Origin of the sequence: Mycetohabitans sp. B3, from assembly GCF_021498065.1 — a bacterium.
In the GTDB taxonomy this organism is placed as follows: Bacteria; Pseudomonadota; Gammaproteobacteria; order Burkholderiales; family Burkholderiaceae; genus Mycetohabitans.
Genome location: NZ_JAHLKN010000018.1, coordinates 61,479 through 87,230 on the forward strand (window position 1 = coordinate 61,479; position 25,752 = coordinate 87,230).

Sequence of the window (25,752 nt, forward strand, 5' to 3'; positions counted from 1 at the left end):
GCGGACCTGGTTCGTGCAAGTGGCCGCGCGCTTCGGCCCTGGCGCGCCGCGGGTCCCGCTTTGCTTTACGGTATCGGCTATTCGTCGCCGGCGCGCTTGCAATTTTCAACGCATAAATAATATGGAGTCTGTCTTGAACCATTCGATTTCGAAGACGCTGACACGCATGTCTTGGGCTGTTGCGATGAGCCTTGGCCTGTTGACCGTCTCCGGCGTGGCACGCGCCGACGATGCGCAGCCGAACAGCGAACCTTGCGACGCGCCTTGGGACGCCAAGACGATCTACCAGGGCGGTGAAGTGGTCAGTTACGCTGGGCGAAACTACACTGCGGCCTATTGGACGCAGGGCAACGCGCCGGACCTGAATAGTGGCGACGGCAATACTGGCCAGCCGTGGCGTGTCGGGCAAACTTGTAACGTGGTTGCCAACGTGGCCAGCGGTAATCCGGACGCCAATTTCTCTCCTGCGACCCTGCAGTTCTTGAAGAAGAACACGGGTTTGGACGGTGAGCAGTGGAACAACATTATGAAGTTGATCAACAAGCCGGAGCAGGACTCGCTGCAATGGACAAAGTACTATGGGTACTGTCAGAACATCCACGATAATCGTGGCTATACGATCGGGATTTTTGGCGCGACCACGGGCGGTTCGAACGATACCGGGCCTGACGGTCCCGAGCTGTTCAAGACGTTCGATGCGCTCAGCGGTGCCAAGATTCCGTCTGCGGAAGGCGGACTTGCCCGCATTGGCGCGCATGGCAAGATGTCCGGCTCAATCTTGAAGATCTCGGACAGCAGTAAGACCTTTTGCAGCAAGGTGGGTGCGCAACAGAACAACCCGACGTGGCGCGAGGCGATGTGGCGCACATTCTACAACGTGGACATCCAATACAGTGTGCAACAGGCTCGTCAGCGCGGCTTTAACAGCGCGCTGACGATCGGCTCGTTCGTCGACACGGCGTTGAACCAGGGGGCGGACGGCGGCGGGGACTCGCTGAAGGCGCTGCTCGCGCGCTCCGGCGATAGCCCGAACGAGAAGACCTTCATGACGCGGTTCTATGCCGAACGGGCTAAGGTCGTCGACACGCACGACTACAATACGTCGCCCAACGGGAAGAACCGGGTCAAGCAATGGAGCAAGCTAATGGACCAGGGCGAGATGAACTTGAAGAATGCCGACGCGGCGATTGTCAAGGTCACGAACTGGCAATTGCACTAGCCGTCGGGCGCCAAGGGGCCGTGAGCCGCGGTCGATGATGGCACCTGGGCCGCCAGGTTGTCAGCCGCGGCCGATGTATCGCACCTCGATCGCCATCACGGTCATGAACTGCACGTTCGCGCCCAGCGGCAAGCCAGCCATGTAGAGCACTGCGCTGGCGACGTGCGACACGTCTGTCGTCGGTTCAGCGACTGCCTGGCCGCTTAGCTAAAGGACGCTGGCTGGCGGCCCTGCGCTCGGTCATCTTGGTCGCCCGCATTGCCGATGTCAATCTGGCCGCACGCAATGTCGTGCGCGCTACGACACGGTGAACGAGGACGCCGGCGCGACGGCGGCCATGGCATGTACTATCCAGGGGACGGCTTAGCCGGCGGAAGCGCAGGGGGCTCAGACGCTGAGCAATTCCACCTCAAATACGAGCGTTGCATTCGGCGGGATGACACCGCCTGCGCCGCGTGCGCCATAGCCCAATTGCGGCGGGATCGTGAGCCGGCGCACGCCGCCCACACGCATTCCCTGCACGCCTTCGTCCCAACCTTGGATGACCATGCCGGCGCCCAACGCGAACGAAAACGGCTGGTTGCGATCCTTGCTGGAATCGAACTTCTGTCCGTCGGTAAGCCAGCCGGTATAGTGCACGTTGACCGTCTGGCCTGCTTGAACCTGCGTGCCAGTGCCTTCAATCAAATCATCGTATTGCAGCCCGGAGACGGTCGTTACAGTGGCCATGGCGAGATTCCTTGAGTCAAAAACCGACATCGTAGCGCAAACGGCCGGGCACCGGCGGGATCGAGCTTTGCTAGAAGGGTGAGCTTTGCTGAGGTTCGGCTTCAGCCTGCCCAGCAGCGCGAGCTGGATCCTTCGCCGGCGCGGATCGTGACAGCGCCGGCGCGATGCCTATAATACCTGTCACGGCTTGGCGTTCCGGTCCGTGCTTTGCCAAACGGAGAAATTGTATTGAGTCGCTCTATTCCTGCATCGGGCAACTTCGACGGTGAGCCCGACGATGCGTTGGTCGCTCGCGCGGCCTACCTGCAGACCGTTGCCGCTTTATTTGCGCGCGATCGCGTGTTGTCGGCGGTGTCGCATGACTTGCGCAGTCCGCTCAACGGCATTCACAGTTGGATCTACGTCCTGGAGAGCAAGTTGGGGCAGGCCGAGCCCACCATTGCACGGGCATTGACCGGCTTGCGCACGGGCGTGGAGCAGCAGGTACGCATCATCGAAGATGTCATTGATGCTACTCGCGAGCAAAGCAAGGCGCTGCCGCTAAACAAGACGATGCTCGACGTCGAACGTGTCGTCGCGCACATTGTGCAGTGCCTGGATGCGACTTTCGCGCGCGAACGTGCCACGGCGATCGAGGTGCGCTGGCCGCCGTCGCGTATCTCGATTGTAGCGGACGGCGTGCGCATTGCGCAGGCGCTGTGGGCGGCGTTGGCGTATGCCGTGGACGCGTCGCGCCCTGGTGGGACGGTTAGCATGGAAAACGTCTTTGACGACGGTGTATGGCGGTCGGTCATCCGGTTTCAACCGTCTGATGCGCTGACTAATCCGGACTTGCCCCATGCGTTCGAACCATTCTTGCGCGGGACGACACCGGTGCAGGGCGCCGACGGGATGCCGCTCGCGCTGTCCGTCACGCAGCGCGTCGTGCTGGCGCACGGCGGCAAATCGAGCGCGGCGAGCGGGACCGATGGTTTCACCTCGATCGCGCTGACGTTGCCCGAGCGCGGATGAGCCAGCCGCCGGGCGCCGACCTGTCAACCGCTGGCCCGCTGTGATCATAGCGCGTGCGGCGTGCGCGTCTCGTTGGCCGTGGCGCCGGCTTGCGCGCTGCGGTGCGCGTCGGCCAGCAGTCGACCAGCGTCTGGTACAGCATCGCTTCGGCCGCGGCACCCGGCGTCCAGCCGTCGGCTTGTCCGCTGGCAACGGCGCGACGCTGCGACGTATTGAGCTTGGACCAACTGCGCCACGCGGCCAGCCATCCGTCGGTTAACTCGGACAGCACGGCCAGCCTGGCGCGCACGTCCTCGCCGCGCTTGTGGTCGTGGGTGGCGGTGTTCAGCGGTCTTCGACTCATCGCGATGTCGTTCCAACAGTTGAGGCGGCGCGCGATGCCGTGCAGCCGGGCTGTCCGGCGTCCGATACGTTACACGAGGCGCATACGGAGACGGTGCGACGGGGCTATCATCGACATCATGAACGATGCTGCTTACCGTTTTGTCGCGTGCCATCCGTGGAATGACACAGGACGCGATTTCGTCGTCGGTGACCTGCACGGCTGCACTGATGCGCTGCGCTATTTGCTAGCGCAAGTGAGGTTCCATGCGGCGCACGACCGTCTGTTTTCGGTCGGAGACCTGGTCGATCGCGGCGATCATCCCGTCGAGGCGCTTGCGTTGTTGGAGATGCCATGGTTCTTCGCGGTCAAGGGCAATCACGAGGAGGTGATGTGCGACGTGGCCGACGGCGTGTTGCCACAGACAGCCTGGGACTCGATAGGCGGTGCGTGGGCGCGCGCCCTGCCGGCCGGGATGCTGAGCCACTACGCGGCGCGCGTTAGGCGCTTGCCACTGGCGCGTGTCGTAGGCACCGGTGCGCGGCGCTTCAACGTGCTGCATGCCGAATTCTTTGGCGACGACCTCACGCTGGATGCCGCGCAATTCGACGAGCGCACGCGCGCGCACTTGCTGTGGGGACGGCAGTTGATCGCGGGCGCAGGCGACCCACGCGTGCAGCGGGGACTGTCGCATACTTACTGCGGGCATACGCCGGTGCCCGAGGTCCGCACGGTCGGCGCGCAGACGTTCGTCGATACGGGCGCGTTCTCGCCGCATGGTGCACTGTCGATAGTGGACGTGCATAGCGGCCGCATCCATGCGATCTCGACTCGCGAGGCGCTGCGGCGGGGCGCCGCGTCGTTGGACTGGCCAACGCACGGTTAGCCGACCTGGGTCAATTCGAACACGACGTCGATGCGGTTGCCGTTCCAGTTGTATTCCAGGTAGGCGGCATGGTGGCATTGCCGTAGCAGCGTGGTCCGGAACGCCGCCAGGCACTCGCCATGCGGGTCGCGCACGGAAGGATATGCGATGCCCGCGTGGCCTGCATGGCGAGCGGCTGTACCGAGCGCCTGGCCGAACGTGTAATCGTGTGGATGCAGGATGGTCGGCGCGAGGGCATCTCGTTGGTCACGCAGATCCAGCACGCTGCCTTGCGCGATAACGGTGTAGAGCCGCATGGGCTGACGCATCGGCGGCTCATGCGTCGCAGACAGGAACAACGCGGTGTGATAGCGGGTTTCGGCGATTGCGGTCCGTGCGTCGCGTGCGCAATAGAACACGCCGAATGTACCCGGCGAGAAGCGACTGCCAGCGGGATTCAGATGGGTGAGCGCCGCCATGATTGGACCGTAGCCTGGACCGAAGCGGCGCTCTTCGGGCGGCACCAAGTCGATTTCGCCGACTTCGGTGCGCAGGCGATCGTTGGTGATCGCCTCGAGCGCGTACAGCGTGTCGAAGTCGCTGGCCGATGCGACGCGATCGAATAGGTTGATCGCCGGCAAGCGTGTCGGCACGACACGGTAGGCAGGCTGCCATTGGATCCTGGCGATGGGCCAGCAGCCCGGGTCGCGCAGTGCCGCAAGTGACGGCTCGCGGGCCCTGTCTTGGATGTTGCCGGAAGGCTGGGCAGTGCTGTGCTTGTCGTTCAAGCCCAACCTCCGCGCATCGCGTCAAGATATTGCCGCACGGCGACCAGGTCGCTGAGATTGCCTGCTAGCATCCGGTCCAGCGCGCGTTTGCCGTTGAACGGTGGTGCACTGTTGGGTCGCTTCACCCAGCCGTCGGCGGCATCCGGCTGCGGTAGCAGGATCTGCAGCGCCTTGTAAATGCCGAGCAAATGCGAGAGTCGCTCGAGTGTATCGCGTGACAGTCGTGCCGCATCGGGCGCGGCTTTCCACTTGAAGAACGTCGAACGCCCCGGGGAGCCTAGCAGCACGAGTTGTTCATCAACCGACAGTTGCCAGTCGTGGGCAATATTGAAGAATGCGCGCAGTCCAGCGGCGGACATTTCGGCCAGTGTTGGCTGACGGGCAGGCGGTATCGGTGCGGCGGCGCCTTCAGCGATTCGGATCGGACGGCTCATCGGGTACCCTATCTATATATGAACTATGAATCTAATATAGTCCAGATAAAGATTTTTACAAGTCGGCCAAACGGCTAATTCGCTTCTTTAGCGCTCCGCGCTCGGTTTTGGCGTGCGAACAGCAAGTGATCTGCCACTCACACTGCGATCAACGAAAGCGCGAGACGGGGTCGCGTGGGCGTGCACACCGCGTGGTGCGTTGGCTGCCGTGCACAGCGCCGCGACAGGCGGTCTTCGAGCGGGTGAGTGCGCGTGCCGGTCATCGTGGCGGCAAACGGGGCGCGCGGCCATTAACATGCGTTGCGGCCGCTGTACCGCGCGCCGGTCGCGATTATGCGATCGTATCGACCACACCACCGTCCACACGCAATGCGGCACCGGTTGTGGCGCTGGCTTGTAGCGAGCACACGTACACGACCATGTTTGCGACTTCCTCGGGCGTGGCTGCACGACGCAGGATCGAGCTGCCGCGATGGGCCATGACGAATTCGTCAGCGACTTGCTCGACGCTTTTACCTTGTTCAAGCGCCGGTTGTTCGACCATTGCACGAAAGCCCGCCGACAGCGTGGGCCCCGGTAGTACGGCATTGACCGTGACGCCGCTGCCGGCTGCGTATTTCGCGATGCCGCGCGCGATCGACAACTGCGCGGTCTTGGATAAGCCGTACGCAAGCATGTCTGGTGGGATGTTGAGCGCCGATTCCGATGAGATGAACACCACGCGTCCCCAGCGGCGCTCCATCATGCCTTTCAAGTAGCTGCGTGTCAGCCGCACGCCAGACATGACGTTCGCTTCGAAATAGCGGTGCCAATCCTCGTCGGGCGTTGAGAAGATGTCACCGGACCCGAACACGCCGAGATTGTTCACTAGGATGTCGACGTCGGGGAACGCGGCGCTGAACGCATCGCAACCGTGCGCATGCGACAGATCCGCGGCGAAGCCGCGCAGCGCGGCTTCCGGCACGGCCGCGCGGATCGTGCGCAATGCGTTGTCCACGCAATCCTGCTTGCGGCCGTTGACGATCGTGAGCGCGCCGGCTGCGGCCAATCCTGTTGCGATCGCGAGTCCAATGCCAGCGGTCGAGCCGCTGACGGCGGCGGTTTTTCCTGACAGATCGATTTTCATCGCGAATGCTCCCCTTGTTGAAAGTGAAAGGAGGTCGTCAGGGGGCATCGTAGCGGAAGTTTGCCCGGCCGGCTTGGCGCGCTGACCGGCACGATACCGTGCGTGTCGTTATGCGTTCAATCGTAGCGTATGCGTCGCCGGCATGAGAATCCGGTGGGGTGTCACGCCACAAAAAAATGCCGCAACTCGGGGCACATTCCCCGGTTGCGGCACCCGCTCTATGTACGCGCCGCGCGACGGGCGCGGCATGTGCGTTGCGTGCTTACGCTGCAGCGTCCTTGAGCTTCTTCAGCGCGCGTGCCTTGATGCGAACCGTGGCCGGCTTTGCATCGAACCAGCGTTCCTCGCCGGTAAACGGATCCTTGCCGAAACGGCGCTTCTTGGCCGGCACGGCTTGCACCGTGATTTTCAGTAGACCGGGCAGCGTGAATTCGCCCACCCCCTTCTTGTGCACGGCGCCGAGGACCGTCTGCTCCAGCGCGGCGAGCACGGCCTTGGCGGCTTTGGGCTCGACTTGTGCGCGTTCGGCGATATGGGCGCTGAGGCTGGCCTTCGTGAAAGTCTCCTTGATCGGTGCAGCGACGCCGTTGGCGACAGCCGCCTTTTTCGCCGGGGCTTTCTTTGCAAGGGCCTTCTTAGTAGGGGCCTTGGTCGCAGCGGCTTTTTTCGCTACAGGTTTTGCAGAGGTTTTCGTCGTTGGTTTTTTCGTGGCCATCGTATTGAAATGCCCAGTAGTTGAGAACCCTCGCCGGAGCCGCGCGTTACACGTTCATCCGACGAGTGGCTTATTCTACGTTGGCTGATGCGCTTATCGCTAGCTACGTTCTCTTAAGTGCAACATCGTTGACGTCTTTTGGCTCGGCGCGCATGCATCGATGAGGCATGTGTACCCGCATGCTGAACGCTTAGCATCGGGATATTCCTTCATCCATCCAAGAGGGGATGGTCCCGGCGGCGTGTCAGTCCGTCCGCGAGCGGCATGTACAGCGTATCCGAGTCAAGCGGTTCCGGTACGCGCTTGGATTGTTGCACCGATGTCCGCGCGCCGCGCAATGGCGCCAGCTGAGCGTGGCCTCCGCCATTCAGAGCGCGCTCGGCGCCGGCAATGACGCGGTGATCGCGTTGCAGCTGGCTGCACGGCTGCTGCTCGGTGACATGCAACGCGGGTTCATCCGCGACTATGCGGCGGCGAGACAGTCGATCAATGCTGCCCCGGACCCGCAATTGTCCCCATTGGAATGGCCGAAGCCGGCTAAGGCGGCTCGCGGTGCGAAAGCATTGCTATGAGCGCGGCCGCCTGTCGATCGGCTGCACGTCGAGCGCCTGGCTCAGTATCGGCGGCCGGTAGGCTTTCCAGCGTACTCGCACGAATGGTCGCTCGTGGCCGGACAGGTACAGGGCAATCCGTGTGACCCACCGGTGAGTCGGTGCATGATAGCTGTGCAGTGATACGGCGAGCCCGAGCAGGCTCGCGGCTACGACCCAGCGCGATACACGTGCGGCCGGGTTGGGCTCGCGCGTCGCTGCCCATGCGATCCAGCCCAGCGACACAGCTGCGCCAAGCGCGCAGCCGGCAACCACTTCGGACACCGAATGTGCATCTAGCGCGACCCGCGATACGCCGATCGCGGCACCCGCGATGAGTCCCGCGGCTAGCACTGCCAGTCGCAGCATGACCGGTGCGCCGCGCGTGCTCAGGAACGCTGCGGCCGGCAGTACCGCGCTCGCCAGCATCGAATGGCCGCTAATGCCAGTGAAATCCAGTGAGCGTATGCCAATGCCCCAGCCGAGGAAGGCCACCTTGGTAACCAGCACGAGCGCGATACCAGCAGCGAGAAAGCTGGACCACGCAAGCGCGCTGCGCCAGGTATGGCTTACGGCGAGCCACAGCGCGATGGCCGCGGCAACAGGCAGCATGGCGCCTGCTCCGCCGAACGCGGTAATGAGGGCCCAGGTGGTCGGCGCAAGGTCTGGCATGGTGGGGACAATGACGCGAAATCGACAAGGGACGGGTTGCGGTATGGCACAAGTATAACCGCGTGCATGGCGTGCCTTGGCCGCGACATTCGGCCGGGCGCCGACAGCGTTCGCGCAACAGCGGTATGGTGGCCGCGGCAAGCGCGAATCATGTCGACTGACCTGCGCGCGGGCGTTCCAGGTTCGGCAGCAGGATGGTGACGATGCCGATCAATGGCAGGAATGCACACACATGGTAGACGAACCGCACGCTGGTGATATCGGCCAGCCAGCCGAGCACGGCGGCACCCACGCCACCCATGCCGAACGCAAAGCCGAAGAACAGGCCGGCGATCATGCCTACCTTGCCGGGGACCAGCTCCTGCGCATACACGAGGATCGCGGAGAAGGCCGACGCGATCACCACGCCGATGATGACCAGCAGCACGCTGGACCAGAACAGGTTGGCGTACGGCAGCGCCAGTGTGAAGGGGGCGACGCCGAGAATCGATGCCCATATGACATACTTGCGACCGATCCGGTCACCGATGGGCCCGCCGATCACCGTGCCGGCGGCGACTGACGCGAGGAAGATGAACAAATGAACCTGTGCCGATTGCACCGACAGGTGGAATTTGTCGATCAGGTAAAAGGTAAGGTAACTATTGATGCTGGCCAAGTAGAAGTATTTCGAGAATATCAACAGCATCAGCACACCGATGGCGGTTGCGATGCGCGATCGTGCCAACGCCACGCGGGCCGTGCTGGAGCGGGACTTCTTTGTAGACGGATGGCTACGGTACCAGCGTCCGACATTGAACAGGATCACGATGCCGACCAGCGCCGCGAGCGAGAACCAGGCGATGCTCGGCTGCCCGTGCGGGATCACGATCCAAGCGGCCAGCAACGGTCCGAGCGAGGTGCCGAAGTTGCCGCCAACCTGAAATAGCGACTGTGCGAGTCCGTGACGGCCGCCAGAGGCCATGCGCGCGACACGCGAGGATTCGGGATGGAACACCGACGAGCCGCAACCGACTAGCGATGCGGCCAGCAACAGTATCGGGAAAGTGCTGGCCACGGACATCAGGAGCAATCCACACAATGTGAAACCCATGCCGATAGGCAGCGAGAACGGTTTCGGGTGCTTGTCGGTGTACAGGCCCACGAGCGGCTGCAGCAGCGAGGCAGTGACCTGGTAGGTCAGCGTGATCAGCCCGATCTGGCCAAAGCTCAATTGGAAGTTGGCTTTGAGCATCGGATAAATTGCCAAGATCAATGACTGAATCATGTCGTTGAGTAGGTGCGAGAGGCTGATTGCACCGAGCACCGGGAACACGATTGCGTTGGTCCGCGTGGCGGCGGCGCTGAGTGTGGCGCCGCCGGAAGTCCCAGCGGTGGCCGCGGTCTGCTTGTCGAGCATGGACATCGATTTTTCTCGTCTGTGGGTCGAGGGCTGAGGTAGCCGATGCGGGCGTACCATCATGGTGCGACATTGAGTTTAATTTGGCTTAAACGCGCTGTCAGGACAATTATCGTCGAGAATCTGTCAAGCTAGCCGAGCGTATCGGCGCTGCGTGCACCGTGACCGAAAAAGCCGCCGGCTCGCTTACGTCAGGCCGAGTGACGCGAACAAGCGAGTTGATCAGTTGCGCGACAACCCTCGCCATTCATGGCGGGGAAGGATAGCGCGGATGCCGGCAGCATCCTTCTATGGCGCTAGTGCGGCGTTCGCTGCTGTTCGATGTACTGACGGACGAATTCGATGGGCGCACCACCGCAACTACCGGCGAAGTAGGATGGGGACCATCGCGCACCGCCCCACGGCTTGCGCCGAATGCTCGGAGAGCTTTTCTTTCGCACCAAACGGCTCGATACACCTTTCAGGCTGTTCACCAGCGCGGACAGCGCGACCTTCGGTGGGTAGTTCACCAGAAGGTGAACGTGGGCATCCTCGCCGTTCCACTCCGGCTGACCTGCGAATTCGGCGGCAAGCGCCCGGCAAGCAGACCGGATGCGTCGATGATGGCCGCTTTAGCGCCGCCGCGCGGCACAACGAGCTGACTCATTCTGCCTCGCTTATTCATTCACGGTATAGCCGGCATCCTCGATCGCCGCTTTCAGCGCGGCGCGGGGTTGGGTACTGTCGACCGTCACGTGGCCTCGTTCGAGGTGGACATCGACTCGGGCATGCACATCGCGCGCGCGGAGCGACTCGGTAACTGCTTTGACACAATGCTGGCAGTTCATGCCGGATACATTGAATTCGATCATGAGGGGCTCCTGTCAATAAAGCGCAAATTGATCAAATTAATCCACATCAGCGTACACCTTCCCATTGTGGCAAGGTGTAGCATTTTTAGTGTATTGAATCGCACGCGGTGCATCGACAATCATGAACATAGGCCAGGCCGCGCGCGCGTCAGGCGTCAGCGCAAAGATGATCCGCTACTATGAGAGCATTGGGCTCGTGATGCCGCGCAGCCGCACCGATGCCGGCTATCGCGTGTATGGCGACAAGGAGGTTCACGCGCTGCGGTTCGTGCGCCATGCGAGGCGGCTGGGTTTTTCGGTCGTCGATATCCGGCGATTGCTGGCGTTGTGGGACGATCGCGAGCGAGCCAGCGCACAGGTCAAGTCAATCGCGCTAGGTCACGTCGCCGAACTCGAGCAGCGCATCGCGGAGCTGTCGGCGATGCGTGACACACTAGCGCACCTGGCTGCGCATTGCCATGGCGATGCGCGGCCGGATTGCCCGATCATCGAACATCTGGCGTTAGCCGACAGCGGCCCATGTGCGCATTATGCATCGCCACTGCCCGAGGCAGGCGTGGCCCGCAGCCGTCGTGCGGCACGCGGACAACGTGTTGAGGCCGCGCTCACTGACGCAGCAGCATTACCCCAAAGCAGAAGTTCGCGTTCGCGAGGCTGAACACCTGTTGCCAGCGCTTTGTACGGCGAGTCGATCAGCGTGGCCGCGCCGCTCCACTGCATGCCCCGGAATAGGCGTGGTGACGATGCCGGACGGATCCGGCGGCTCACACTGAATGGGCATCCCAAACGGGCATGCCCATTATTCGTGCAATTCGCTGGACTTTTTAGAGGCGGATTTCTATACTCGGGTTAACCCGATTAAGGGAAATCCCTGACGTCATTCCGGCGGGACGTCCCCCGGCTCCCTGGAGAATTGTGATGCTGACCTATCTGATGATGGCCTTATCGAACTGGTTCGAGAACGCCGAACGTCGCCGTCGCGAGGCTTATTTGGCGCAGTCGGCTGATATTTTCGAACTCGAGCGGCGCATTCGCGCGCTGGAACACAACGGTTACCGCTCATTCTAATCCTACGCTGCGCGGTAGGGGGAGCCGACCGAGTCGGGTTAGGATTGGCTTGATACTTGGCGGTGAAACGGGTAGGGACGCCTGCACCGAAGCCGGTACAGACCACATACCGCGGCCCTGATATTCTACGCGACCCAAGCTCGTCGCCGACGAATCCTTCCCTGTCCGACTTGCCGTCGAACGGCGCGCAATGCGACATTCCGCCGCCGCGCGCGACCGGCGGCGTTGATCTGCTGCCGTCTCGTCTCTCCCGAATGGGGCCGTTGATGGCGTCCGGTCTGCCGAAACTGACGAAGCCGTCAACCGCCGGGTTCTCGTGCGCTGCGGTGACGGGAGACCGCGTTGCCGTCCGCATTCAAGCGAAACGATGTCCCATTGGCCTGGGACAACTTCATATTAATTATGCCGGTGCCGCAATGCAGTATGGTTTGCCGCACCGCACCGCACCGCACCGCGCCGCGCCGCGTTAGTCTCCCGTTTTCAGTCGCTGCCTACCTCCAGTACGAAGCGGGCTTGCCGGTCGACGCCCAGTGCGTCGACGAGCCAGGGCAAGGTTTCGTGCAGCGCCGCAGTCAGTGTATACGGCGGATTGAGCACGAACATGCCGCTGCCGTACAGCCCCAGACCGTCTTTTGGCACCGTGCCGACGCTCAGTGCCACATGCAGCCAACGGTCTTGCCGCAAGCGCTTGAGTTGAGCGGGAAAGCGCTGCGCTTCGGGCCGTGTGACTTGCGGGTACCAGATCGCATAGACGCCCGTCGCAAAGCGCTTCAGGCACTCTTGGACGCAACCCAGTGTGCGCGCATAGTCGCGCTTGTCCTCGTAGGAAGGATCGATCAGTGTCAGGGCACGCCGCGGCGGAGGCGGCAGCAATGCCTTGATTGCCTCGAAGCCGTCGCCGCCGGCGATGATCGCGCGCCGCCCGGCATCGCGAAAATTGCTGCGCAGCACGTCGATCTCTGTCGTATGCATCTCGAACAGCCGCATTCGGTCCTGCTCGCGCAGCGTCTGCCAAGCGAGATAGGGGGAGCCGGGGTAGAAACGCAGTTCGCCATCCGGATTCAATGCACGTACGGCATCCACGTAATCGGCCAGCGGCGCCGGTAGATCGGTGCGTTTCCACAGCCGCGCAATACCTGTTTCGAATTCGAGTCGCTTCTGCGCGTAACCTTCGTGCAGCGCGTACGCACCGGCGCCCGCGTGCGTGTCGATATACCAGAACGCCTTGTCCTTCTGAGCAAGATAGCGCAGAAGGTGCACGACGACGCAATGCTTGAGTACGTCGGCATGATTGCCGGCGTGAAAGGCGTGACGGTAACTGAGCATGATGCTGGGTGGGCGGGCGCGGAAAGCTCGCTATTCTACGCCTGTGAACCGGGCGCATTGCATTGCCGGGATGCGAGCGCGGCGCTGTCACTGGTGCGCGGTGCCCACAATGTGCTCGATGCCCCAGAAGCATTTCGTCGATACGATATAGCTGGCACGCGGCCAGCGAAGCGCACGCAGTGCCCCACCCATAATTTGCTCGGAGTGGCCGCCCGCGTACACCTCGGCGTTATCGAAAAAGTTCACACCGGCGTCGCGCGCGAGCCTGACGGCTATCGCATTGCAGCACGAGCCCCGGTTCCAGGCACAATAGCGCAATTCGTTCGCCGCGCGGTGTCAGACTGGGCCTGGGCATCGGTCGCCGGTCGCGATGACGCGTCACGTTAACGTTACCCACTGGCTAGGAGAAAAATCGATGTCGACTTTGAATACGAATCTGAGCGGCAAGACAGCCATCGTCACCGGTGCGGCAAGCGGGATCGGCCGCGAGATTGCCCGCGTCTACGCGCAAGCCGGCGCCGCGGTCGGCATCGCCGATCTGAACCTCGAAGGTGCGCAGGCGGTCGCACGGGAGATCGCCGAGCAAGGCGGCCGGGCGCTCGGCGTTGCGATGGACGTGACGGACGAGGATGCGGTCAATGCCGGCATCGACCAGGTTGCCGAGGCGTTCGGCTCGATGGACATTCTGGTGTCCAATGCCGGCATCCAGATTGTCAATCCGATCGAAAGCTATGCGTACTCGGACTGGAAGAAGATGCAGGCGATTCACGTCGATGGTGCGTTTCTGACCACCAAGGCGGCGCTCAAATACATGTACGCTGGCGATCGCGGGGGCGTCGTGATCTATATGGGCTCAGTGCATTCACACGAGGCGTCGCCGCTGAAATCGGCGTATGTGGCCGCCAAGCACGCACTGCTTGGCTTGGCGCGTGTGCTCGCGAAGGAAGGGGCCGCGCATCACGTGCGCTCGCACGTGATCTGTCCAGGATTCGTGCGCACGCCGCTGGTGGACAAGCAGATTCCGGAGCAGGCCAAGGAACTGGGCATCAGCGAGGAAGAGGTGGTTAAGCGCGTGATGCTTGGTGCCACCGTGGACGGCGAGTTCACTACCGCTGACGACGTCGCGCAACTGGCGCTGTTTCTGGCCGCGTATCCGAGTGCAGCACTCACTGGCCAGTCGTTTCTCGTCTCGCACGGTTGGTCGATGAAGTAGCCTGCCATGAACCCCGACCCATCCGAGCGATGAGCCCCTGCTTGCGCCACCGCCGCCGTACGAGACGGTGGCATTGGTGTTGCAGGCGGCGGTGCGCTCGGCGCGATGGCACGGCGGGCGTCACGCCATCGCTCGCCCCGGTCACTTTAATACTTGCGCGATGGCGTTGGCCACCACGTCAAGGTTGCGCGTATTGAGCGCGGCCACACAGATCCGTCCAGTGCTGACCGCATAGATACCGAACTCTTCGCGCAGACGCTCGACTTGCGCGGCGTTGAGCCCCGAATACGAGAACATGCCGCGTTGCCGGTTGACGAATTCGAAATCGCGTTGCACGCCGGCGTCCTTAAGCTTTTGTACCAGGCCGCCGCGCATCGCGCGGATGCGCTCGCGCATTTGACCAAGCTCCTGTTCCCAGAGCGCGCGCCATTCGGGATTGCCGAGCACCGCCGCCACGATCGCGCCGCCATGTGTCGGCGGATTCGAATAGTTGGTGCGAATCACACGTTTCAATTGCGACAGCACGCGCGCGCTTTCCTCATCGCCATGCGTGATGATCGTCAGCGCACCGACCCGTTCGCCGTACAGCGAGAATGACTTGGAGAATGACGAGGAGACGAATACGTCGATACCCGCCGACGCGAACAGGCGTACCGCCGCGCTATCTTCGTCGATGCCTTGCGCGAAGCCCTGGTAGGCCATATCCAGGAACGGCACCAGTTCGCGAGCCTTGACCACATCGACGATTTGCTGCCACTGCGCCTCGTCCAGATCGACGCCTGTCGGGTTGTGGCAGCAGGCGTGCAGCACCACGATCGTGCCGGCCGGATAGCTGTTCAGCGCGGCAAGCAGCGCGTCGAACTTCACACCGTGGGTCGCCGGGTCGTAGTAAGGATATGCCACAACTTCGAAGCCGGCGCTTTCAAACAGTGCGCGATGATTTTCCCAGCTCGGGTCACTGATCGCCACCTTCGCGTTCGGCTCGATGCGCTTGAGGAAATCCGCGCCGATTTTCAGCGCACCGGTTCCGCCAAGCGCCTGTGCGGTAACAACGCGGCCCTCGGCGATCAGCGGCGAGTCGTTACCCAACAACAGCTTTTGTACTGCTGTGTCGTATGCGGCGATCCCATCGATCGGCAGGTAGCCGCGCGGCAACGCTTGTTCCAGCCGGGCCCGTTCAGCCTCGCGTACCGCGTGCAGCAGCGGAATCTTGCCTTCCTCGTTCGTGTAGACGCCCACGCCCAGGTTGACCTTTGTCGGACGGATATCGGCATTGAAAGCTTCGTTCAAGCCCAGGATCGGGTCGCGCGGCGCGAGTTCGACGACGGAGAAAAGAGACATGATCGTATCGACAGTGAGTTCGAAAAGACGGCGAACGGCGGCCATGGCATGCTTGGGATCGACGCCATGCAACCACCCATCCTAGCATTGTAACCAATGCCGGCCGCATTGTTCCGCGTCGGCTGGCAGCAGAGAACTATGCCTCATTGATCTGCTCCGTCGTATGGCTTACTCCGGCGTATGGCTTGCGCCTGTGTATGGTTGCGCTGCCTTCCCGGTAACGGTGCCAGTGCTGGGACTCGAATGGGTGCCGGTGCGCGGCCGGGCGTGGCGATTTCACCGAGACTCGGCCTCATGTCGTGCCAAAACGCTATTCACCGAGACCCCGCTCGGCCTCGTGTCGTGCCAAAACGCTAGAATGTACGTTTGCTTGTCCCGGCCGGAAGGAATGACCCATGTCCGCATCGCACACCGAGAACGATAACGTGCTCGACGAGAGCAAATTCGTTGTCTTCGATGGATCGCCCTACCAGCTGTATCAGCCGTTTCCACCGGCAGGTGACCAGCCGGAGGCCATCCGCCAGCTGGTCGAGGGTATCCAGGACGGCCTCGCGTTCCAAACGCTGCTCGGCGCGACCGGCTCGGGCAAAACGTTCACGATGGCCAACGTGATCGCGCGACTCGGCCGCCCGGCGATTGTATTCGCCCCGAATAAGACGCTGGCCGCACAGCTGTATTCTGAGTTCCGTGAGTTTTTTCCGCGCAACGCGATCGAATATTTCGTGTCGTATTACGACTACTACCAACCCGAAGCGTACGTACCGCAACGCGACCTGTTCATCGAAAAGGACTCGGCGGTCAATGAGCACATCGAGCAGATGCGGCTGTCGGCCACCAAGAGTCTGTTGGAGCGGCGTGATGTCGTGATCGTCGCGACGGTCTCGGCAATCTACGGGATCGGCAATCCGTCGGAATACCATCAGATGATCCTCACGCTGCGCGACGGTGACCGCATCGGCCAGCGCGATATCATCGCCCGGCTAATTGCCATGCAGTACATGCGCAATGATGTCGATTTCCAGCGTGGCACATTCCGCGTGCGGGGCGACACCATTGATGTGTTCCCAGCCGAGCATGCCGAAATGGCATTGCGCGTCGAGTTGTTCGACGACGAGGTCGAATCATTGCATTTGTTCGACCCGCTGACCGGGCGGGTGCGGCAACGTATCCCGCGTTTCACCGTCTACCCGTCGTCACATTACGTGACGCCCCGCGACACGGTGTTGCGAGCGGTTGAGACGATCAAGGAGGAGTTGCGCGAGCGGCTCGCGTTTTTCCACCAGGAGGGCAAGCTTGTCGAGGCGCAGCGGCTTGAGCAGCGCACCCGGTTCGATCTCGAGATGCTTCAGGAACTCGGTTTCTGCAAGGGCATCGAGAACTACTCGCGGCATTTCTCGGACGCCGCGCCTGGCGAGCCCCCGCCAACGCTGTGCGACTATCTGCCGGCTGACTCGCTGATGTTCTTGGATGAGTCGCATGTGCTGATCGGCCAGCTCAACGCTATGTACAACGGGGACCGATCGCGCAAAGAAAACCTGGTCGAGTACGGGTTCCGGCTGCCGTCCGCACTGGACAACCGCCCGCTGAAGTTTCACGAATTCGAGCGCAAGATGCGCCAGGCGGTGTTCGTGTCGGCGACGCCGGCTGCCTACGAGCAGCGCAACGCGGGCCAGGTCGTCGAGCAGGTGGTACGTCCCACCGGGCTGGTTGATCCGCAGATCGAGGTCCGTCCCGCTAGCTCGCAAGTCGATGACGTGCTGTCGGAAATCAACCAGCGCGTGGTGGCTGGCGATCGGGTGCTGGTCACCGTGCTAACCAAACGCATGGCCGAGCAACTGACCGAGTTTCTTGCCGACCACGGTGTGAAGGTACGCTACCTGCATAGCGACATCGATACGGTTGAGCGGGTGGAGATCATCCGCGACCTGCGTCTGGGCACCTTTGATGTGTTGGTCGGCATCAATTTGCTGCGCGAAGGGCTTGACATCCCGGAAGTGTCGCTCGTGGCGATTCTGGACGCGGACAAGGAGGGGTTCCTGCGCGCCGAGCGCTCGCTGATCCAGACGATCGGGCGGGCTGCGCGCAACGTCAACGGCTGCGCGATCCTGTATGGCGACACGATCACCGACTCGATGCGACGCGCGATCGACGAGACCGAGCGGCGTCGTCGTAAGCAGATCCAATACAACGAGCGCAACGGCATCGTGCCGCGTGGCGTCGTCAAGCGGATTAAGGACATCATCGACGGCGTCTACGACGTGGACGACGCGCGTGCTGAACTTCGCGCACAGCAGGAGCGCGCGAAAATCGAGGATATGTCGGACAAGCAGCTTGCGAAGGAAATCAAAAAGCTCGAAAAGCAGATGCTGGACTACGCAAAGAACCTCGAGTTCGAGAAGGCGGCGCAGACCCGCGACCAATTGGCGCGGCTCAAGCAGCGCGCGTTCGGCGCGAGCGTCGGCGACCACGTGCCGGACCTGCGCTAGACCGCGGCCGCGACGCCGCGTGGGGCGCGGGGCGCCCGGGAGTGCCCGGGAGTGCCCGGAGTGCCCGGAGTGCCCGGAGTGCCCGGAGTGCCCGGAGTGCCCGGAGTGCCCGGAGCGCGAGCCCGCGTGACGACGCGGTGACGAGATGTGCCGGTGCGGCGCACATTGCCGCTTGGGGTAACGCACGGATCAGTGCTACACTGGTAGTGTATTGAGAATTGTTCTTATTCCAGTTTTCACACACATTACAACGAGGAATGTCGATGGCAGTTTTTCGTCTAGTTCGTACCGCCACCGCGGTGGTGTCATTTGCACTGGCAATGGGCGCCGCAAGCGTAGCGTCGGCAGCCGAGTATCCGATTGGCAAACCGCAGATCCAGGGCGGGATGGAAGTCGGTGCGGTGTATCTGCAACCGATCACGATGGACCCGGAAGGCATGATGCGCAAGGCGTCCGACTCGGACATCCATCTGGAGGCGGACATCCATGCGGTCAAGAACAACCCGACCGGCTTTGCCGAAGGCGATTGGATGCCGTACTTGCAGGTGCGCTACGAATTGACCAAGCCCGGCTCGAACTATGTGCAAAAGGGTGATCTGATGGCGATGGTAGCGAGCGATGGCCCGCACTACGGCGACAATGTAAAGCTCGCGGGACCGGGCAAGTACCACCTGAAGCTGTTCATCGCGCCGCCCGCGCAGACCGGGCATATGGCGTTCGGCCGCCACGTTGACAAGGAAACCGGCGTCGGTCCGTGGTTCAAGCCGTTCGAGTTGAACTATGACTTCCCGTTCGCCGGCATCGGCAAAAAGGGTGGTTACTAATCGATGAAGCGCACGCTCAAATTACAGGTTGCGGCGTGGCTGCTTGCGTGGAGCGCCGCGTTCGGCGGCGTCGCCCGCGCTGCGGACCTGCCCACGTTCCGGCTCGAGATGGCGGACGGCAAGCTCAATCCGGCGCGCATCGAAGTGCCGGCCGGCCAGCGCATCAAGATCGAGATTTACAACACTGGCAAGGGCGCTGTCGAGTTCGAGAGCGTGCAACTGCGCAAGGAGAAGGTGCTGGCGCCGGGCGCCCAGTCGTTTGTCGTGATCGCGCCGCTGTCGCCGGGTGAGTACAAGTTCTTCGATGATTTTCATCAGAGCGCGCAAGGCGTGATAGTGGCAAAGTGATGGGCCGTGCAGCCGCGCGAAGGAAGATGTAATGGGTCAAATTCTGTTCATCGTATGGCGGGAGAGCGTCGAGGCGCTGCTCGTGGTCGGCATCTTGCATGCCTGGTTGACTAATGGCGATGCCGACGCGCGTAAGGGATTGCCGTGGCTGTGGCTTGGCGTCGGTGCGGGATTGCTGGCGGCAGTCGGCCTGGGTGCCGCGCTAGTCGGCTTTACCGAAGTGCTGTCCGGTGATGCGCAGGATTATTTTCAGGCGGCGATGGTGCTGGTCGCGTGCGTGCTGATCGTGCAGATGGTGCTGTGGATGAAGCGGCATGGCCGCACGCTCAAGCGCGACATGGAAATGTCGTTGGCCGAGAGCCGGCGTAATGCAAACTGGTGGGGTGTCGCCGTACTCGCGGCACTAGCGATCGCGCGCGAAGGCAGTGAAACGGTGATCTTCCTGTATGGGCTGGGCTTCGGCCGGTCGGGCCACGTCGATGTGATGCAATGGCTGGCCGTGCTGATCGGTCTAGCGCTCGCGTTGCTCACGTTTTATCTGCTGCAACTGGGTGGCCGGATATTCTCGTGGCGCGCGTTTTTCCGCGTCACCGAGGTCATGCTGTTATTCCTCGGCGCGGGGCTATTCGAGGCGGGTATCGACAAGCTGATCGACAAGGAAATCGTGCCGACCGGCATCGATATGGTGTGGGACACGTCGCACATCCTGGACGACTCGAGTACAGTCGGCTCGCTAGTGGCGACGCTGACCGGCTATCGGGCCCATCCGGCACTGGCTAACGTCATTGCGTATGCATTGTTCTGGCTGGTGGTCTGGGTATTGCTGCGCCGGACCCGGCAGCGCCAATCCTCGGGCGCGCAGAGGAAGCCCGCATGAGTGTGATGCTTGCTCCACGCTCCGGCTGGTTGGCCGAGGCTGGGCACTGGATGCAGCGCCATCACACGGTGATCCGCAACGTGCAGTGGGTTGTCGTGCTCATTTATGCGCTGTTGATCCTGGTGCCGGCTTTCATGCCGCTGCCGGACGATACCGCGCATATCTGGTCGAACCTCACGGTATTCGCGCAGTTCGTGTTCTGGGGCATCTGGTGGCCGTTCGTGCTGCTGTCGATGGTGATGCTCGGGCGTGTATGGTGCGGCGTGCTGTGCCCGGAAGGCACATTGTCCGAGTTCGCGAGCAAGCATGGGCTGGGCCGTCCGATTCCGCGCTGGATACGCTGGGGCGGGTGGCCGTTCGTCGCGTTCGGACTCACGACGATCTATGGGCAAATGGTCAGCGTGTACCAGTATCCGAAGGCGGTGCTGCTGGTGCTCGGGGGATCGACCGTTGCTGCCATCGTGATTGGCCTGCTGTACGGCCGGGAAAAACGGGTGTGGTGCAAATACCTGTGTCCGGTTAATGGCGTATTTGCGCTGCTGGCGCGGCTCGCCCCGCTGCGCTACCGGGTGGATGAGCGGGCGTGGCGCCGTTCATACACGCAGGGCGAGCATGGGCACCGTGTGATCCCGGTGAACTGCGCGCCGCTCGTGCCGTTGCGAAACATGAAGGGCGCGTCGGCCTGCCATATGTGTGGTCGTTGCAGCGGCCATCGCGATGCGATTGAGCTGACATGGCGCTCGCCGGCGCAGGAAGTCGTTGAGCTGGGCGAGGAGGGGGCGAACCGGTGGGACACCGCGTTGATTCTGTACGGGCTGCTCGGCATCGCGATCGGCGCGTTCCACTGGACCGTCAGCCCGCTGTTTGTCTCGATCAAGCAATCGCTGGCCGCGTGGCTGATTGACCACGACATCATGTGGCCACTGCAGACCAACGCGCCATGGTTCATCTTCACGCACTATCCGGAGCAGAATGATGCGTTCTCGTGGCTCGACGGCGGCCTGGTGATCGGCTATATCGTTACCACGGGCTTGTTGTATGGCACGGTGCTGCTGGCGTGCGTCGCGACTGGCAACCTACTACTCGGCCGGTGGCGTACGTCGCGGCTGCATCACTTTGTGCAGGCATTGATCCCGCTGGCCGGCATGGGCGTGTTCCTTGGTTTGTCGGCCACCACCGTGTCGCTGCTGCGCGCCGAGCATTTGCCGCTTGGCTGGGTGCCAGACGTGCGGCTCGCGTTGCTGGCGATGGCCAACACGGCAAGCTTGTATCTCGCGGTGAAAATCGTCGTCAAGCACGTACACGGCAGCAGCGCCGGTGTCGCACGGGGCGTAGGTGCACTACTGTGCTTTGTCGCGGCGTTGGCGGTTGTCGACAGCGCATGGTGGCTGATGTTCTGGGGCTGGGCCTGAGCACGGGCCTCGCAAGACCTGAATCGCGCTGAAGTCCAAATGGATAACGAAATCCGGCTGGCGCAGAGGCCTGGCGAGGTCCGACCTGTGACAGGGTTGGATCTGTGACAAGTTTCGACCTGTGACAAATTACAGCATGTGGCAAGTTCCGACATGTGGCAAAGTCCGCTGTTGCGGCAACGTCTGCCTGTGGCACGGCCTGCCCTACGGCAAGGTTGCCCCCTTGAGGGCCGGACCGTGGTGGCCCGGGGACGTCTGAACTTCTCTTGTGACGAAGCCCGAGTCGGCGCTTAGATCAGGATTCGGAGATTGGGCGGGGAATCGCCGCAAAAAAAACGGCTTCGCTGGCTATGGCGGCAGGCTTGTCAGGCGCGAAGGGGTCTAGGTCTCGCGATGATGCCGTCAAGGCTGGCTAGTGCCAAACACCTCGGTTTGAGGTGGTCCCCACAATACTCGGTTGGACATGCCGCCTGGTAATTGCCGGGCAGCATGCCGGTCATTTGGTCAGAATCAGCTTGCCCAGCCGCGTTGCGCGTAGCTGATACGTTTCACCGTTGTGTAGGATGCTCACGTGCGTGCGACCTTGCAGTAAGTCGCCGCTTTGCAACGCATGCGTGGCATGAGCCGTGCCCACCGGCTGCGGGGCCGACGTGGTGAGCGCTGCTGCGGCACGCCGGTCCCCGGGCTGGGCAGCGGAACTGCACATCGGGCGGGTCGTCGTCCCCGAAGGCAGACGCAGAGTGCTGGAAAAGCGGTTGACGGTCGTCATCGAAGATGCGGTGTGTTGATCGTTGACGACGAGTTTAAATGATAATTATTCTTATTTGCAATTGCGTCTATTAATCGTCGCAGCAAGTTGATAGCCCACGCAGCGGGTCAATGCACGTGTGTAGACAGCCGACCGTTGCCCGCATATTCGCGGATCAGCCGTACGGTATCGAGATCCGCCTCGCGATAGGCCGACTTGACGATTTCAGTCATTTGCTCGTCATCGGAACCTTGCACGGTGCTGGGTAGCGTGGTGCGGTACTCGAAGCGCACGAACAATTGCACCGGGTCTGGCTGCTCGATCGTCATCGTTAGCGATCCGCCGACGTGGGCGTCGGTCGCCTTGATGTCATACCGGACCTGGTGCCCGGGGCTTAGCGTCACGCGATCACGCACCGTGGCCGTTCCGTAGTGCAACTCTCGTTCTAGTGTATCGCCGTGGCGTGACAGGATCGTGCAGCTGTCCAGGCCGAGCACGAACAACTGTGGCTGTTCCGCACGCAGCACGAGACCGGCCCACAGTTCGTCACGAGTCAGTGTAGTGGTCAACGGGTTCAGCGGGTCGTTGACTTGAATCAGGTGTTCGAAGTTCAAAGCAGCAGTGTCCTTCAACAGGCAAGCGCCGTGTGCCGCGATGATAGCGCGGATCGACGTTAGTTTACGCGACCGCTGCCAGCCCGCTCTGAATGGCGATCGGATGCGTCAACAGCTGATGGACTGGGCACGCATTGGCGATGTGCAACAATCGTTCCCGCTGCTCGTTGTCTAGCTCGCCGTGCAGCACGATTGTGCGACGGATAGTGGACCCCTTATCGTCCTTCACGATATCAAGTGAAACATCGACGTCGGCTAGGGGCCATTGCTTGCGCTGCGCATACATTTTCAATGTAATCGACGTGCACGCACCCAGGCTGGACAGCAGCAGCGACAGGGGCGTGGGCCCGCGGTCGCCGCCGCCGGCTGACGCCGGCTCGTCCGCTAGCCAGTTGTGGGTGCCATCGTCGAGCAGGACCCGATACGCGTGGTGGCCGATGTGCGCGGTGACGCTTGCTTCTTTCATTGTCGTCAGTCCTCCAAGTTGGCCAAAGTGGCTGAGCCACGGTCGGCGAGTCATCATTGTGACCGAAACGACTGCCGCACGCATGCGTGCACGATTGCGCTGCCATCACGTCTTGGCTGCCATCCTTGAATTGTGCCGCAGGGTGCTCGCTGCCCCCTGCTCAGGCAGCGATGTGTCCAAATTTGCCGCTGCGGTAGTCCGCGACGGCTTGGCGGATCTCGTCCTCGGTGTTCATCACAAATGGACCGTAGCGCACGACAGGTTCATTGAGCGGCACGCCGCCGACCAACAGAAATTGCAGTGGCCGATCGGTGGCGCTGATCGCGATCGTATCGCCGACGTTGTCAAACATCACCATCTGCCGTGCGCCGGCCGCCGTCTGCTGGGCGCCATAGCGGCCGCCATTGTCGAGCGTATAGGCAAATACACGAAAGCCATCCGGTATCGGATGCACCAGGGTTGCACCGGGCTGCATCCGGAAATGCTGGAACAGGATCGGGGTACGTGTCTGAATCGCGGCGTTCACCCCGAGTGCTTCTCCGGCGATGACCTTGACGTCAATGCGCCCATCCGGCGTGCGTGCAACTGGAATGTGCGCACTGGGTAGTTCCTGATAGCGCGGTGCCATCATTTTGTCGCGGCGCGGCAGATTGACCCACAACTGGAAGCCGTGTGAGCGTCCGCCGTGTTCGAGCAGCGAAGCGGCTGGCATTTCGCTATGGACCACGCCGACGCCGGCCGTCATCCACTGGACGTCGCCTGGGCCGAGTGTACCGGCGTGACCTGCGGAGTCCCGATGAGCGAATTCGCCTTCTAGCATATACGTGACCGTCTCAAAGCCGCGATGGGGGTGTGCGGGTGCACCGACGGCCTGGCCCGGCGCGTAGTCAACCGGGCCCATCTCATCGAGCAGCAAGAACGGATCGAAGTCCGTCAGTGTCCGCGTCGGGAACGGCCGGTATACGACAAATCCCGCACCCTCCACGGTGCGCTGCGCGGGAACCACTTGCCGGACTGCGCGGGCCCCCATGTCCCGCAAGTGTGCTGACGCGACAGTGTGGCTGAAGTGATCGATCATCAGAATCTCCGTTATTCAACTGGGGTATTTGCATCATTTATGCAACATGAGATGATTATAGGCGCGGTGTTGTGGGCTGCCAGCGGGCCGTGCTGCAACGAATTGTTCTACTGATGGAACGGCGACGTGAACCTCGGTCATCATGATCTGAACGACCTGCTGTACTTTTCGCAGGTGGTCGAATACGGTGGTTTTTCTGCTGCCGAGCGCGCGCTGGGTATTTCCAAATCGCGCTTGTCACGGCGGCTGTCTGATCTGGAGGCGGCGCTCGGGGTGCGGTTGTTGCAGCGCTCGACGCGCAAGCTTGCGCTGACCGAGGCGGGTGCGCTGTTCCATCGGCATTGTGTGGCGATGCTCGGCGAAGCGCGGGCCGCGCTGGATGCCGTTCACCAACTCGGCTCGACACCGCGCGGCACGGTGCGTGTTAGCGTGCCGATGACCGTCTCCCAAACGATGCTGGCGCATTGGATGCCGGAGTTCCTGCGTCGCTACCCAGACGTGAAAGTGGTGGTGCACGTCACAAACCGTGTGATTGATCTGTTCGAGGACGAGATCGACGTCGCGTTGCGGGTGCGCTCGGAGCCGCACGCGAACGCGAATATCGTCGTGCGGCCGCTATGGCGCAGGGAGCAAATGCTGGTCGGCTCGCCGAGCCTATTGGACACGAACCATCCGCCGATGGTGCCGGCTGACTTGGCGCGCTATGCGACGCTGTCGGTGCCCAGTGCCGACGGCCGGTACGTATTCAAGCTGATTGCGCCGGATGGCAAGCGTCATGACTACGAGCATGAACCGCGGCTGGTGACCGCCGACTTGCTGATGATCCACCAGGCGGTATTGGCTGGTGTGGGTATTGCGGTACTGCCGGACAATATCTACCAGGCGGCGATGAACGCCGGGCAATTGTCGCCGGTGATGCCCGGCTGGACATTGCCGCCGCCGCAGCTTTACGCGGTGTTCCTGTCCCGACAGGGATTGCTGCCAGCGGTGCGCGCGTTCATCGATTTTCTGGTCGAAATGATTGAGAAGAGCACGGGGACGCCGCATGCTGACCTGGTTGACGCGTCGCGCCCGGATTCGACGCGGCATAGCTGGGGGGACGCGGCCGACGGTTAGCGCGTCGGCATTGACGCTCGCATTTGCGATCGAGCGACGTCATACTCCACTGTCGAAGGCGTCAAATGCAAGGCCCTCCTTGTGAGGGCCTTTTTCATGAGCCGATCGACCGTT

The 25,752-nt window shown here is 62.1% G+C and carries 27 protein-coding genes and 4 pseudogenes; 13 read left to right on the top strand and 18 right to left on the bottom strand.

Annotated features, from left to right (window positions below; translation table 11 throughout):
• The first annotated feature begins 133 nt into the window (after window positions 1–133).
• Window positions 134–1,219 (top strand): chitosanase, encoded by a 1,086-nt coding sequence (locus KQH55_RS04600; protein WP_235090291.1) that lies wholly within the window; start codon window positions 134–136, stop codon window positions 1,217–1,219.
• Window positions 1,220–1,606: 387 nt separating this feature from the next.
• On the opposite strand, the gene KQH55_RS04605 is transcribed toward KQH55_RS04600, so the two are convergent.
• The gene (locus tag KQH55_RS04605) at window positions 1,607–1,948 is read right to left on the bottom strand and encodes an FKBP-type peptidyl-prolyl cis-trans isomerase (RefSeq protein WP_076794759.1); all 342 of its coding nucleotides are present in this window, start codon (window positions 1,946–1,948) and stop codon (window positions 1,607–1,609) included.
• 228 nt (window positions 1,949–2,176) lie between these two features.
• Between KQH55_RS04605 and KQH55_RS04610 the strand changes: the two genes are divergently transcribed.
• Window positions 2,177–2,959 carry a sensor histidine kinase KdpD gene (locus KQH55_RS04610; RefSeq protein ID WP_083703640.1) on the top strand — a complete coding sequence of 261 codons (783 nt, stop codon included), beginning with the start codon at window positions 2,177–2,179 and terminating at the stop codon, window positions 2,957–2,959.
• A 103-nt stretch (window positions 2,960–3,062) separates the two neighbouring features.
• On the opposite strand, the pseudogene KQH55_RS04615 reads toward KQH55_RS04610, so the two are convergent.
• Window positions 3,063–3,287, bottom strand: a pseudogene (locus tag KQH55_RS04615) (hypothetical protein); the annotation flags it as partial.
• Window positions 3,288–3,420: 133 nt separating this feature from the next.
• On the opposite strand from KQH55_RS04615, the gene KQH55_RS04620 reads away from it, so the two are divergent.
• On the top strand, window positions 3,421–4,167 hold the full coding sequence (locus KQH55_RS04620; RefSeq protein WP_076785102.1) for a metallophosphoesterase: 747 nt from the start codon (window positions 3,421–3,423) through the stop codon (window positions 4,165–4,167).
• Here KQH55_RS04620 and KQH55_RS04625 read toward each other — a convergent pair.
• From KQH55_RS04625 to KQH55_RS04640, 4 genes are all read right to left on the bottom strand, one after another.
• The gene (locus KQH55_RS04625; protein ID WP_076797150.1) at window positions 4,164–4,859 is read right to left on the bottom strand and encodes an RES family NAD+ phosphorylase; all 696 of its coding nucleotides are present in this window, start codon (window positions 4,857–4,859) and stop codon (window positions 4,164–4,166) included. The genes KQH55_RS04620 and KQH55_RS04625 overlap by 4 nt on opposite strands.
• A gap of 71 nt (window positions 4,860–4,930) precedes the next feature.
• Window positions 4,931–5,368 (bottom strand): MbcA/ParS/Xre antitoxin family protein, encoded by a 438-nt coding sequence (locus KQH55_RS04630; protein ID WP_076785101.1) that lies wholly within the window; start codon window positions 5,366–5,368, stop codon window positions 4,931–4,933.
• Between the two features lie 331 nt (window positions 5,369–5,699).
• Window positions 5,700–6,494, bottom strand: coding sequence for an SDR family NAD(P)-dependent oxidoreductase (locus KQH55_RS04635; RefSeq protein WP_076794764.1), 795 nt, complete (start codon window positions 6,492–6,494; stop codon window positions 5,700–5,702).
• Between the two features lie 262 nt (window positions 6,495–6,756).
• The gene (locus KQH55_RS04640; RefSeq protein ID WP_076785099.1) at window positions 6,757–7,209 is read right to left on the bottom strand and encodes an HU family DNA-binding protein; all 453 of its coding nucleotides are present in this window, start codon (window positions 7,207–7,209) and stop codon (window positions 6,757–6,759) included.
• Between the two features lie 227 nt (window positions 7,210–7,436).
• On the opposite strand from KQH55_RS04640, the gene KQH55_RS04645 reads away from it, so the two are divergent.
• Window positions 7,437–7,781, top strand: a complete 345-nt coding sequence (locus tag KQH55_RS04645; protein ID WP_076785098.1) for a CHAD domain-containing protein — start codon at window positions 7,437–7,439, stop codon at window positions 7,779–7,781.
• On the opposite strand, the gene KQH55_RS04650 is transcribed toward KQH55_RS04645, so the two are convergent.
• The 5 genes and pseudogenes from KQH55_RS04650 to KQH55_RS04670 form a co-directional block, all read right to left on the bottom strand.
• Complete coding sequence (locus tag KQH55_RS04650) at window positions 7,776–8,471, bottom strand: phosphatase PAP2 family protein (protein ID WP_076785097.1); 696 nt, start codon at window positions 8,469–8,471, stop codon at window positions 7,776–7,778. The two genes, KQH55_RS04645 and KQH55_RS04650, sit on opposite strands and share 6 nt — an antisense overlap.
• Before the next feature lie 148 nt (window positions 8,472–8,619).
• Entirely contained in the window at window positions 8,620–9,876 is a 1,257-nt protein-coding gene (locus KQH55_RS04655) for an MFS transporter (protein ID WP_076794769.1), read from the bottom strand.
• A 290-nt stretch (window positions 9,877–10,166) separates the two neighbouring features.
• Window positions 10,167–10,415, bottom strand: a pseudogene (gene tnpA / locus KQH55_RS04660) (IS200/IS605 family transposase); the annotation flags it as partial.
• Window positions 10,376–10,516 (bottom strand): hypothetical protein, encoded by a 141-nt coding sequence (locus tag KQH55_RS04665; protein ID WP_170872377.1) that lies wholly within the window; start codon window positions 10,514–10,516, stop codon window positions 10,376–10,378. The pseudogene tnpA and the gene KQH55_RS04665, both read right to left, overlap by 40 nt.
• A gap of 10 nt (window positions 10,517–10,526) precedes the next feature.
• Complete coding sequence (locus KQH55_RS04670) at window positions 10,527–10,721, bottom strand: heavy-metal-associated domain-containing protein (protein WP_076794775.1); 195 nt, start codon at window positions 10,719–10,721, stop codon at window positions 10,527–10,529.
• 121 nt (window positions 10,722–10,842) lie between these two features.
• Here KQH55_RS04670 and cueR point away from each other — a divergent pair.
• A pseudogene (gene cueR / locus KQH55_RS04675) lies at window positions 10,843–11,235 on the top strand (Cu(I)-responsive transcriptional regulator); the annotation flags it as partial.
• Window positions 11,236–11,639: 404 nt separating this feature from the next.
• Entirely contained in the window at window positions 11,640–11,789 is a 150-nt protein-coding gene (locus tag KQH55_RS04680) for a DUF3563 family protein (RefSeq protein WP_076785094.1), read from the top strand.
• Window positions 11,790–12,269: 480 nt separating this feature from the next.
• On the opposite strand, the gene KQH55_RS04685 is transcribed toward KQH55_RS04680, so the two are convergent.
• Both KQH55_RS04685 and KQH55_RS04690 read right to left on the bottom strand, forming a co-directional pair.
• Window positions 12,270–13,115: a 23S rRNA (adenine(2030)-N(6))-methyltransferase RlmJ gene (locus KQH55_RS04685; protein WP_235090292.1), complete on the bottom strand. Its 846-nt coding sequence runs from the start codon at window positions 13,113–13,115 to the stop codon at window positions 12,270–12,272.
• 93 nt (window positions 13,116–13,208) lie between these two features.
• Window positions 13,209–13,376: pseudogene (locus tag KQH55_RS04690) on the bottom strand (aldo/keto reductase); the annotation flags it as partial.
• Between the two features lie 154 nt (window positions 13,377–13,530).
• Here KQH55_RS04690 and KQH55_RS04695 point away from each other — a divergent pair.
• Window positions 13,531–14,328: a 3-hydroxybutyrate dehydrogenase gene (locus KQH55_RS04695; protein ID WP_076785092.1), complete on the top strand. Its 798-nt coding sequence runs from the start codon at window positions 13,531–13,533 to the stop codon at window positions 14,326–14,328.
• A 141-nt stretch (window positions 14,329–14,469) separates the two neighbouring features.
• Here KQH55_RS04695 and KQH55_RS04700 read toward each other — a convergent pair whose 3' ends face one another.
• On the bottom strand, window positions 14,470–15,669 hold the full coding sequence (locus tag KQH55_RS04700; RefSeq protein WP_076797151.1) for an amino acid aminotransferase: 1,200 nt from the start codon (window positions 15,667–15,669) through the stop codon (window positions 14,470–14,472).
• Between the two features lie 395 nt (window positions 15,670–16,064).
• Between KQH55_RS04700 and uvrB the strand changes: the two genes are divergently transcribed.
• The 5 genes from uvrB to KQH55_RS04725 all read left to right on the top strand — a co-directional run bounded on the left by uvrB (window position 16,065) and on the right by KQH55_RS04725 (window position 21,616).
• On the top strand, window positions 16,065–18,155 hold the full coding sequence (gene uvrB / locus KQH55_RS04705) for an excinuclease ABC subunit UvrB (RefSeq protein WP_076785091.1): 2,091 nt from the start codon (window positions 16,065–16,067) through the stop codon (window positions 18,153–18,155).
• Between the two features lie 263 nt (window positions 18,156–18,418).
• On the top strand, window positions 18,419–18,979 hold the full coding sequence (locus KQH55_RS04710) for an iron transporter (protein WP_076787242.1): 561 nt from the start codon (window positions 18,419–18,421) through the stop codon (window positions 18,977–18,979).
• A gap of 3 nt (window positions 18,980–18,982) precedes the next feature.
• The gene (locus KQH55_RS04715; RefSeq protein ID WP_076785089.1) at window positions 18,983–19,327 is read left to right on the top strand and encodes a cupredoxin domain-containing protein; all 345 of its coding nucleotides are present in this window, start codon (window positions 18,983–18,985) and stop codon (window positions 19,325–19,327) included.
• A gap of 31 nt (window positions 19,328–19,358) precedes the next feature.
• Window positions 19,359–20,204, top strand: coding sequence for an FTR1 family protein (locus KQH55_RS04720; RefSeq protein WP_235090293.1), 846 nt, complete (start codon window positions 19,359–19,361; stop codon window positions 20,202–20,204).
• Window positions 20,201–21,616 (top strand): 4Fe-4S binding protein, encoded by a 1,416-nt coding sequence (locus KQH55_RS04725; RefSeq protein ID WP_235090294.1) that lies wholly within the window; start codon window positions 20,201–20,203, stop codon window positions 21,614–21,616. The genes KQH55_RS04720 and KQH55_RS04725 overlap by 4 nt, the downstream gene beginning before the upstream one ends.
• Window positions 21,617–22,112: 496 nt before the next feature.
• Here the strand turns inward: KQH55_RS04725 and hemP are convergent, their stop codons facing one another.
• The 4 genes from hemP to KQH55_RS04745 form a co-directional block, all read right to left on the bottom strand.
• Entirely contained in the window at window positions 22,113–22,385 is a 273-nt protein-coding gene (hemP, locus tag KQH55_RS04730; RefSeq protein ID WP_076785086.1) for a hemin uptake protein HemP, read from the bottom strand.
• A gap of 107 nt (window positions 22,386–22,492) precedes the next feature.
• Window positions 22,493–22,978, bottom strand: coding sequence for an SRPBCC family protein (locus tag KQH55_RS04735; RefSeq protein ID WP_235090295.1), 486 nt, complete (start codon window positions 22,976–22,978; stop codon window positions 22,493–22,495).
• A 64-nt stretch (window positions 22,979–23,042) separates the two neighbouring features.
• Window positions 23,043–23,444, bottom strand: coding sequence for an OsmC family protein (locus KQH55_RS04740; protein ID WP_076785085.1), 402 nt, complete (start codon window positions 23,442–23,444; stop codon window positions 23,043–23,045).
• Window positions 23,445–23,604: 160 nt separating this feature from the next.
• Window positions 23,605–24,522 carry a pirin family protein gene (locus tag KQH55_RS04745; protein WP_373566358.1) on the bottom strand — a complete coding sequence of 306 codons (918 nt, stop codon included), beginning with the start codon at window positions 24,520–24,522 and terminating at the stop codon, window positions 23,605–23,607.
• 126 nt (window positions 24,523–24,648) lie between these two features.
• On the opposite strand from KQH55_RS04745, the gene KQH55_RS04750 reads away from it, so the two are divergent.
• Window positions 24,649–25,638 (top strand): LysR family transcriptional regulator, encoded by a 990-nt coding sequence (locus KQH55_RS04750; protein WP_076785084.1) that lies wholly within the window; start codon window positions 24,649–24,651, stop codon window positions 25,636–25,638.
• Window positions 25,639–25,752: the final 114 nt, after the last annotated feature.

Coding starts and splice junctions, on each gene's coding strand:
- KQH55_RS04605 (WP_076794759.1), bottom strand. CDS start 1,948: ATGGCCACTGTAACGACCGTCTCCGGGCTGCAATACGATGATTTGATT.
- KQH55_RS04620 (WP_076785102.1), top strand. CDS start 3,421: ATGAACGATGCTGCTTACCGTTTTGTCGCGTGCCATCCGTGGAATGAC.
- KQH55_RS04630 (WP_076785101.1), bottom strand. CDS start 5,368: ATGAGCCGTCCGATCCGAATCGCTGAAGGCGCCGCCGCACCGATACCG.
- KQH55_RS04635 (WP_076794764.1), bottom strand. CDS start 6,494: ATGAAAATCGATCTGTCAGGAAAAACCGCCGCCGTCAGCGGCTCGACC.
- KQH55_RS04640 (WP_076785099.1), bottom strand. CDS start 7,209: ATGGCCACGAAAAAACCAACGACGAAAACCTCTGCAAAACCTGTAGCG.
- KQH55_RS04645 (WP_076785098.1), top strand. CDS start 7,437: ATGGTCCCGGCGGCGTGTCAGTCCGTCCGCGAGCGGCATGTACAGCGT.
- KQH55_RS04650 (WP_076785097.1), bottom strand. CDS start 8,471: ATGCCAGACCTTGCGCCGACCACCTGGGCCCTCATTACCGCGTTCGGC.
- KQH55_RS04655 (WP_076794769.1), bottom strand. CDS start 9,876: ATGTCCATGCTCGACAAGCAGACCGCGGCCACCGCTGGGACTTCCGGC.
- KQH55_RS04665 (WP_170872377.1), bottom strand. CDS start 10,516: ATGAGTCAGCTCGTTGTGCCGCGCGGCGGCGCTAAAGCGGCCATCATC.
- KQH55_RS04670 (WP_076794775.1), bottom strand. CDS start 10,721: ATGATCGAATTCAATGTATCCGGCATGAACTGCCAGCATTGTGTCAAA.
- KQH55_RS04680 (WP_076785094.1), top strand. CDS start 11,640: ATGCTGACCTATCTGATGATGGCCTTATCGAACTGGTTCGAGAACGCC.
- KQH55_RS04685 (WP_235090292.1), bottom strand. CDS start 13,115: ATGCTCAGTTACCGTCACGCCTTTCACGCCGGCAATCATGCCGACGTA.
- KQH55_RS04695 (WP_076785092.1), top strand. CDS start 13,531: ATGTCGACTTTGAATACGAATCTGAGCGGCAAGACAGCCATCGTCACC.
- KQH55_RS04700 (WP_076797151.1), bottom strand. CDS start 15,669: ATGTCTCTTTTCTCCGTCGTCGAACTCGCGCCGCGCGACCCGATCCTG.
- uvrB (WP_076785091.1), top strand. CDS start 16,065: ATGTCCGCATCGCACACCGAGAACGATAACGTGCTCGACGAGAGCAAA.
- KQH55_RS04710 (WP_076787242.1), top strand. CDS start 18,419: ATGGCAGTTTTTCGTCTAGTTCGTACCGCCACCGCGGTGGTGTCATTT.
- KQH55_RS04715 (WP_076785089.1), top strand. CDS start 18,983: ATGAAGCGCACGCTCAAATTACAGGTTGCGGCGTGGCTGCTTGCGTGG.
- KQH55_RS04720 (WP_235090293.1), top strand. CDS start 19,359: ATGGGTCAAATTCTGTTCATCGTATGGCGGGAGAGCGTCGAGGCGCTG.
- KQH55_RS04725 (WP_235090294.1), top strand. CDS start 20,201: ATGAGTGTGATGCTTGCTCCACGCTCCGGCTGGTTGGCCGAGGCTGGG.
- hemP (WP_076785086.1), bottom strand. CDS start 22,385: ATGACGACCGTCAACCGCTTTTCCAGCACTCTGCGTCTGCCTTCGGGG.
- KQH55_RS04740 (WP_076785085.1), bottom strand. CDS start 23,444: ATGAAAGAAGCAAGCGTCACCGCGCACATCGGCCACCACGCGTATCGG.
- KQH55_RS04745 (WP_373566358.1), bottom strand. CDS start 24,522: ATGATCGATCACTTCAGCCACACTGTCGCGTCAGCACACTTGCGGGAC.